The 7447-nt window shown below is 51.6% G+C and carries 3 protein-coding genes; all 3 read left to right on the top strand.

What is annotated here, in order from left to right:
- Positions 1 to 1173: 1173 nt before the first annotated feature.
- The 3 genes from JOD24_RS06465 (at position 1174) to JOD24_RS06455 (ending at position 7035) form a co-directional block, all read left to right on the top strand.
- The gene (locus JOD24_RS06465; protein WP_429246556.1) at positions 1174 to 3282 is read left to right on the top strand and encodes a heterodisulfide reductase-related iron-sulfur binding cluster; all 2109 of its coding nucleotides are present in this window, start codon (positions 1174 to 1176) and stop codon (positions 3280 to 3282) included.
- Positions 3283 to 4025: 743 nt separating this feature from the next.
- Positions 4026 to 5648 carry a VanW family protein gene (locus JOD24_RS06460; protein WP_429246555.1) on the top strand — a complete coding sequence of 541 codons (1623 nt, stop codon included), beginning with the start codon at positions 4026 to 4028 and terminating at the stop codon, positions 5646 to 5648.
- Positions 5649 to 5856: 208 nt separating this feature from the next.
- Positions 5857 to 7035, top strand: coding sequence for an acetyl-CoA C-acetyltransferase (locus JOD24_RS06455; RefSeq protein WP_429246554.1), 1179 nt, complete (start codon positions 5857 to 5859; stop codon positions 7033 to 7035).
- The last annotated feature ends 412 nt before the right edge of the window (positions 7036 to 7447 follow it).

Here is a 7447-nt window from a genome sequence, read left to right as displayed (position 1 = left end):
GAGCGGCCAGTTTTCACTTCCTTGCCGGATGGCAACGGTCGCGTGGGTGAACACGATCTCCCCACCCAAAATATGGCTAATCAACACGCCTGATAAAATATAATTATTGATAAATTATGTAGAGTTTGTATAATAGCTATGTACAGAAAAAATCCCAGTAGGGGAAATTTTATGACAGGCAGTATGTTTTCAAATTAAGCAATGATGAGAAAGAGATTTTGAGACAGGAATTAGATCGAATTTCATATGATGCCCCTTCAGGCAACTTTGATCTTGTTTTTCAGCAAGGCGGAGGCAGGATGGTGGGGAGGCAAAGAGCGCAAAGGCGAATCAAATCCCCACCATCCTTACCTTTCTGTGATTTTCCACACAATGTTTTCTGAGGGGGCACTAGCGTTGACAATACCGGTAAACCTTTGCGTTGAGTACAACGAGTCAATGTTGCACCAACCCTCTGGAATCACCGAAATCTTAATCAAATAAAAAACAGAGTTTTTAAACCATTCACTACAGAGACAGAAGTAGTAGTAACTTCATGATACTTTTTCGTAAGTATACCCCACCTTTTAATGGCGGGGTTATCTTTATATCTGGTATGGAGTTAATGTTGTGGGTTTGAATCGTGCAAGACAAGAGATTGTACAGCGACGGAGTGTCTCGACAGATCTCCTGCCACTGGGTAACATGAGACACGAAGAATGAAGCGGAGAGAAAAAATGAATGAATGACCACTCATTTTATGCTACAATGGACACAAGAAAAAAGAGCATTCAAGCAGACGTGTTGATGAGCCATATTTCAGGAAGGAAATCAGGTGGGGAGGGTGGGACGGTGAAGAGCCTTTGCACCCATAGGGCACAAGTCTCGCCAGGGTCGCTTTCCGCTCCCGGGTCTCGCTATGCGCTCTTGGCAAGAGATCGGATCCGTCCCCGTCCCCTCAAACCATATTTTACGATGGGGGCAAGGGGAAGAGTGAAAGGGTCGTTTCCTTCCCATCATCCACTTGATGGTTCATCAACAGCCCTGAACGACAAGCAATATTGAGCAATAGTGTAGTGTATTGTTTCTACCGTCCATTTATTATCACAATCTTGTCATTCGAGATTTGTAACCGTTGTCAACTGTACGAATATTCCTCCCCGTGACCATTTTCGTGCAAAGGAGTGGATGGACATGTCCTTGTTGGAGATCCTCAACTTGATCGCGTTTCTCGCGGTGTTTGGGTATGCTTTTTACCTGTTTGCCAAAGTGGTCTATTCCCGCTACATGTATGTTCGACTGGGAAAACCGGCGGATTTCTCCGCTGATATGAAGTTTCGGATGCATCAGCTTTGGGTCTATGTTTTCGGTCAGAAGAAACTGATGAAAGATCCTAAAAGCGGAATGATGCACGTCATCCTGTTTTACGGTTTTATCATTATCCAGTTTGGAGCCTTGGATCTATTTATCAAGGGATTGTTCCCCGGAAAGCATTTACCCTTGCCAGCCTATCCGGTGTTTACGTTGATCCAAGAGATTACGGTCTTCACCGTGCTCTTGGCCACCCTGTATTCCTTCTATCGGCGATTTATCGAGAAGTTGCCCCGCCTCAAACGCGGTTTTAAAGCTAGCTTGGTGGTTATCTTTTTGACCGTTTTGATGACCTCCATCCTCTTTTCCGCCGCTTTTGAGCATTACTGGGGTTTGTCGGAGCCGTTGCCGACCTGGGCGACACCGGTCTCATCTGTGATCGCCTTAGCATTCTCCTGGATGACACCGTCGGCGGCAGCCGTGATGTTCTATATTTTTTGGTGGATACACACCTTGGATGTGTTGGCTTTTCTGGTCTATGTGCCCCAATCGAAACACTTTCACTTGCTGGTAGCCCCAATCAACTGGTTTCTCAAGCGCCAGACGCCGCCAGGCAAGTTGAAACCCATCGATTTTGAAGACGAATCCTTGACGGAGTATGGCGTCAACAAAATCGAGGAGTTTGACCAAAAGGACCTGATCGATCTTTATGCCTGTGTGGAGTGTGGTCGTTGTACCAATGTCTGTCCTGCTACCGGAACGGGAAAGATGCTTTCCCCGATGGATCTTTTGGTCAAGATGCGGGATCATCTGACGGAGAAAGGGGCGGCTATCACCTCCAAGAGTCCCTGGATGCCGGCTTATGCCTTCAGCGGACCTAATGCCGCCACGGAGGTGGCCGTGACTCGGGAAGAGGATGGAGGCTACGGGTATCCCGTAGAGTTGATCGGGGATGTCATCACAGAAGAAGAGTTGTGGGCCTGCACCACCTGCCGCAATTGTGAAGATGCCTGTCCCGTCTCCAATGAGCACGTAGGTAAAATTATCGACATGCGACGCCACCTCGTGATGACCCAAGGGAAGATGCCAGCGGAAGCCACCCGTACCTTCCAAAACATTGAGCGCCAGGGAAATCCTTGGGGGTTGAGCAAAAAGGATCGGGAGAAATGGCGGGAGGAGCTTGGGGAAGGCATCGCGGCTCCCACGGTGAAGGAACAGAAAGAGTTTGAATATCTGCTCTTTGTCGGTTCCATGGGTTCCTACGACAACCGGAGCCAAAAGGTGATTCATTCTCTCGTGAAGTTGCTCAATCATGCGGGAGTCCAATTTGCCATGTTGGGTAAAAAGGAGAAAAACTCGGGAGATACCGCCCGTCGGATGGGAAATGAGTTTTTGTTCCAGCAACTGGCGATGGATAACATTGCCCAGTTCCAAAAATATAATGTGAAAAAAATTGTGACTGCTGATCCCCATGCCTATAATGTGTTTAAAAACGAATATCCCGACTTTGGTCTGGAAGGGGTGGAAGTATATCACCATACGCAGCTGTTGGCGAAATTACTCAGAGAAGGGCGTCTGCAACCGGTGAAGGAAGTGAAGGAGAGGGTCACGTATCATGACTCTTGTTACCTGGGCCGGTACAATGACGAGTACGATGCCCCCCGTTTGATCTTCCAGTCGATCCCGGGAGTGGAGCTCGTGGAAATGGAGCGGAACCGGGAGAATGGGATGTGTTGCGGTGCTGGGGGTGGGATGATGTGGCTGGAGGAGCAGTCAGGGGTTCGGGTCAACACCGCCCGGACAGAACAAGCTCTCGCTGTCGATCCCACCTTGATTGGAAGTGCCTGCCCCTATTGTCTGACGATGATGAGTGATGGCACCAAAGCGAAAGAAATGGAGGAGAACGTAAAAACCATGGATGTGGCCGAGGTGTTGGCGATGTCGGTGGATTTTGAGGAACAGCCAGCTCCGGTAACCGAAGGCGTCCACTGATCGGTTGAGAGGGATTCCATGGTTTCATATCGAGTGACTTGGGGTCGTAAGTGCTTGGGCACCTCAAAGTGTAGCCCCATCTCGACCGGCCAAGATTGATGCAATCACACAGGCGTGTTGATTCGCCCTATTTTGGATGGGGAGATCGTGTTCACCCACGCGACCGTTGCCATCCGGCAAGGAAGTGAAAAACTGGCCGCTCCAAATCTGACCATCGGGCAGGGGCAAAGCCTTACGGAAGCAACACAGGGAAGAGGTTGCCCCTAAACGCCCTCCCTCCAGATTCTCCGCTGGGTAGGATGGCAACCTGCTATCGAGATTGTAGTGCCTGTGGTGCAACCTTCATCTAGAGCTTCAGCACCTTTGGATTGTTGTGCCTGTGGCGCAACCTTCATCTAGAGCTTCAGCACCTTTGGATTGTAGTGCCTGTGGCGCATCCTTAACTTCAAATTGTAGTGCCTGTGGCACAAAGGTCGCTTTTGTAGCACACGACTCCCTTCCGCTACCCATTTTCTGGTTAATCAACAGCCCTGGCAATCACAATGCTTTGAAATAAATAGGCAAGCCAATTCCCTGGGGGGATCCCTCAGGGTTAATTTTTTAAGGGAAATAATCCTTTTTTCAAATTGCAAAAAATTAATCAAAACCATATGATAGATTTTAAGCGTAATGCTATCGGTTACGGTATCCCCCATTGATGACAGGAAAGGGGCTCCCGCATTTCGATCAAAGGAGCATTTGATATGAAAGATTACTATTCCATCCTGGGAGTCCATCCGGAGTCCACCTCACAGGAGATCAAGCAAGCTTACCGGCGGCTGATCCGAAAATACCATCCCGATGTAAATCCTTCTCCCGACGCGGAGGCCCATTTCCGGGAAGTGCGTGAGGCTTATGAGGCTCTTCTCAAGCAAAGGCTTTCTATTCCACCAGTGGAGGACTTCGGGGGATCAGAGGGAGAGGTGGCAGAAGAGGTTCGGGGATCCCCAACCTTCTACAGGCAACCTGACCCACCCGATGTCGACTCCGATGGGGAAGACACCGATCCAGAACCCGAATCTCTGAAAAAAGGTTTGATCCAAAGGAGGAGGGGGTTTCTCCTGGGATTGGCGGTGTTGTTGATTCTCGGTTTTCTTGCCTGGACAGGGTTTCCTGGAGGCTGGATGGAAAAGGATCGACTGATCCTGCAAAAGGGAAACCGTCAGTGGTCGATCGATGTGAATGAATTGGGTTTCGATGGAAAGGATCCGCAAACGATAAACAAGAAGAAGCTAGATGCCTGGCTGAGTCAGATTGAAAAAGAGGTGGATCAACCTCCGCAAAACGCCCGGGTGCAACGTTGGGGTGAGTCGATCCACCCGGCGAGAAAGGGTTGGGTCATGGACAAATCCGCCATCCACCAGCAGCTGACCACGCTTCCGCAGGGCTTGAATAAACCTCTGCCTGTTCCGATGAAAACAGCAAAGCCGCAGGTTACTTCAAGGGATCTGAGACAGGTGGATCGGAAATCGATCGGTTCCTATACGACCTACTTCAATGGAGAGAATCAGGCTCGCGTACATAATATCCGTTTGTCAGCTAAGTTGTTAGATCGGAAGGTGCTCAATCCTGGTGAGGTTTTTTCTTTTAATCAAGCGGTGGGAGAACGCTCCCGGGAGCGAGGATTTATGCCTGTCGAATCCCGGGTCTCTGGTGAGTTTAGCGAAGGAGTGGGCGGCGGGGTATCCCAAATCTCCTCCACTCTGTTTAACAGTGTGGACGCGGCGGGGATGGAAATCATCTATCGTTTTTCATATGCGAAGCAAGACACTTATGTCCCTGCCGGTCGGGATGCAACCGTGTCCTGGGATCAACCTGACTTCCGCTTTTTGAATAATCTCAAAGAACCCATCCTGATCCGGATGGAACTGGATGAAGGCTCTGTCACGGTGTGGATCTTCAGCACCCCGGATGCGAAGGTGGTGAAACGAACCATCCCTCAAACTCCCCAGGGTTTTCCAGGGGATGTGCCCACCCAACCGGATCGACCCTCAGATCAGCTGGATCCGCAGCAGGTGGAGAAAGGGACTGGGAAAGTGGATCCGTCAGATCAAGGGAAGTCTACAGTTGGTGGTACCCAGGGATCCAGTGCCGGAGGTGGGGATCAACCTAAGGAAGAAAGAGAACCCGTCACGACAGGGGAGGACGTGGAGGCAGGGACGGACCCCGAAGAGGAGGAAGGGGAAATCCACAAGGGAGAGCCAGAGGAACCTCCCACAGAAAACGACGGGGATACCGAGACTTCCAGGGAAGATCCGGGAGAAGCTTTCTCCTCTGCTGCTTCAGGCCCCATCCCTGACGACTCGGAACCCCCAGATCCTGCGTAAGAGAGCTGGGGCTATGGAAGAGAAGCGAGCGATCCTGGGATTTCAGGCATCCTGCTACAGGCGGGGTGCCCTTTTTTCCTTCTTTTCCAATGCAAAAGAGCATTGCGAAGGGGGAAGAAACAGAGTAATCTTGATATTGGAAGCGCTTTTATAGATCCATTCCGAACGAGCGCTCAGTTGGATGATCTAATTTCATGGAGGTGTCTGCATGAAAGAAACCGTTGTGCTTGGAGGTGCCCGCACCCCCTTTGGTCGCTTTGGCGGTGCCTTGAAGGAGGTGTCTGCAGTGGATTTGGGGGGGATCGCCATCCGGGGGGCTCTGGATCGCTCAGGAGTTCCAGATGAAGCGGTGGAGGAAGTCATCATGGGTATGGTATTGCAAGGAGGACAAGGCCAGGTCCCTTCCCGCCAAGCAGCAAGAAAAGCGGAACTCTCCTGGGAAGTAGAGACGGAAACGATCAATAAAGTTTGCGCCTCGGGAATGCGGAGTGCCACCTTGGCTGACCAGATCATCCGTTCGGGAGATGCTGATTTGATCGTGGCTGGTGGAATGGAAAGCATGTCCAACGCCCCCTACTTGCTTCCCGGCAACCGCTGGGGGCAACGAATGGGAGACGGAAATGTAGTGGATCTCATGGTTCATGACGGCCTCTGGTGCGCCTTTGATGGTGTGCACATGATCGTGCACGGGAGCCATGTGGCCGCCGAATACGAGGTCTCCCGGGAACAGCAGGACCGATGGGCGCTGCGCAGCCATCAACGGGCGATCGCGGCCATCGACTCCGGCAAGCTGGCGGAAGAGATCGTACCGGTGCAGGTGAGGGGGCGCAAAGGGGAGTCCTGTGTGGATACCGATGAAGCTCCCCGACGGGACACGACTCTGGAGAAACTGGCAGGCCTGAAACCCGTGTTCGTCAAAGACGGAACAGTTACTGCGGGGAATGCTCCCGGAGTGAATGATGGGGCTTGTGCCTTGGTGATCGCTTCCAGCGACAAGGCGGAAGAACTGGGGACCCGTCCAGTCGCTCGCATCCTCGGGCATGCGGCAGTGGGAATGGAAGCCCGCTATTTTCCCATCACTCCGGCTTATGCCATCCAAAAGCTCCTGAAGAAGCATGATCTCACTCTGGATCAGATCGACCGGTTTGAAGTGAATGAGGCCTTTGCCGCCGTCGCCTTGGCCAATGGGAAGATCCTCGGTTGGGACGAACAGAAGGTGAATGTGAACGGAGGTGCGATCGCACTGGGACATCCCCTGGGAGCTAGTGGTGCTCGGATTCTTCTCACCCTGATTTACGAACTGCAACGGCGCGGGGGTGGATTGGGAATTGCGGGCATTTGCAGTGGTGCCGCCCAGGGGGACGCGGTTTTAATCCGGGTGGATTGAAGCCGGGGCCGAAGGATGGCTCCCTAAAAAGAGTCGTCACAGGGAGGGTGGAGTTTTATATGGAGCGTCTTTGGCTCGTCAAAACTTTGACGCTGAAATATGAAACCTCCATCCAGACCGTCCAAGAGATACAAATCGGCCCATGCTTCTAGTGCCTCCTCAGCTAACATTGTGTGGAAAATCACAGATGGGATGGGATGGTGGGGAGGCGAAGAGCCTTTGCGCTCTTTGCAAGAGATCGGAGCCGCCCCACCATCCCGCCCCCGCCTTGCTGAAAAACAAGATCAAAGTTGCCTGAAGGGGCACTAGGATGAGACCAGAGGTGACCTAGCTTCCCCTGATCGATCTGATCTTTGCTTTAAGATCAGGGCTGTTGGTTAACCAGAAAATCGGCGGTGGAAGGGAGTCGTGT

It is taken from the genome of Kroppenstedtia sanguinis (genome assembly GCF_050433445.1).
GTDB lineage: Bacteria > Bacillota > Bacilli > Thermoactinomycetales > DSM-45169 > Kroppenstedtia > Kroppenstedtia sanguinis.
This window is presented reverse-complemented; position numbering and strand designations above follow the sequence as displayed.

What these genes read in the sequence shown, in the direction of transcription:
- JOD24_RS06465 (WP_429246556.1), top strand. Translation starts at nt 1,174, where the DNA reads ATGTCCTTGTTGGAGATCCTCAACTTGATCGCGTTTCTCGCGGTGTTT.
- JOD24_RS06460 (WP_429246555.1), top strand. Translation starts at nt 4,026, where the DNA reads ATGAAAGATTACTATTCCATCCTGGGAGTCCATCCGGAGTCCACCTCA.
- JOD24_RS06455 (WP_429246554.1), top strand. Translation starts at nt 5,857, where the DNA reads ATGAAAGAAACCGTTGTGCTTGGAGGTGCCCGCACCCCCTTTGGTCGC.